This is a genomic window from Rhizobium sp. SVR5-9E, from assembly GCF_056755095.1.
Map to the genome: position 1 here is coordinate 1 of NZ_JBNDHS010000867.1, position 228 is coordinate 228.

A 228-nucleotide genomic window follows, 5' to 3' on the forward strand; every position below is an offset into this window, starting at 1 on the left:
GTGCCGCTGACGACGCTCATTCAGGAGCGAATGGCGGCACTGGAACCGCTGGCTACGGAGCGCAGGATAGAGCTTGAATTCGTCTCTGATGATGAAGTCTGGATCACAGGCATCAGAGAGCGCCTGATGTCGCTGATTGACAATGTGATTGAGAACGCAGTCAAGTACAGCCCTGAGGGCGGACGGATTGAAGTAGAGCTACGATCGCGGGATAAATCCACGCAGCTT

The 228-nt window shown here is 54.8% G+C and carries 1 pseudogene; it reads left to right on the top strand.

The features are described 5' to 3' along the window. A pseudogene (locus ACPYOJ_RS37315) lies at positions 1–228 on the top strand (hypothetical protein); the annotation flags it as partial.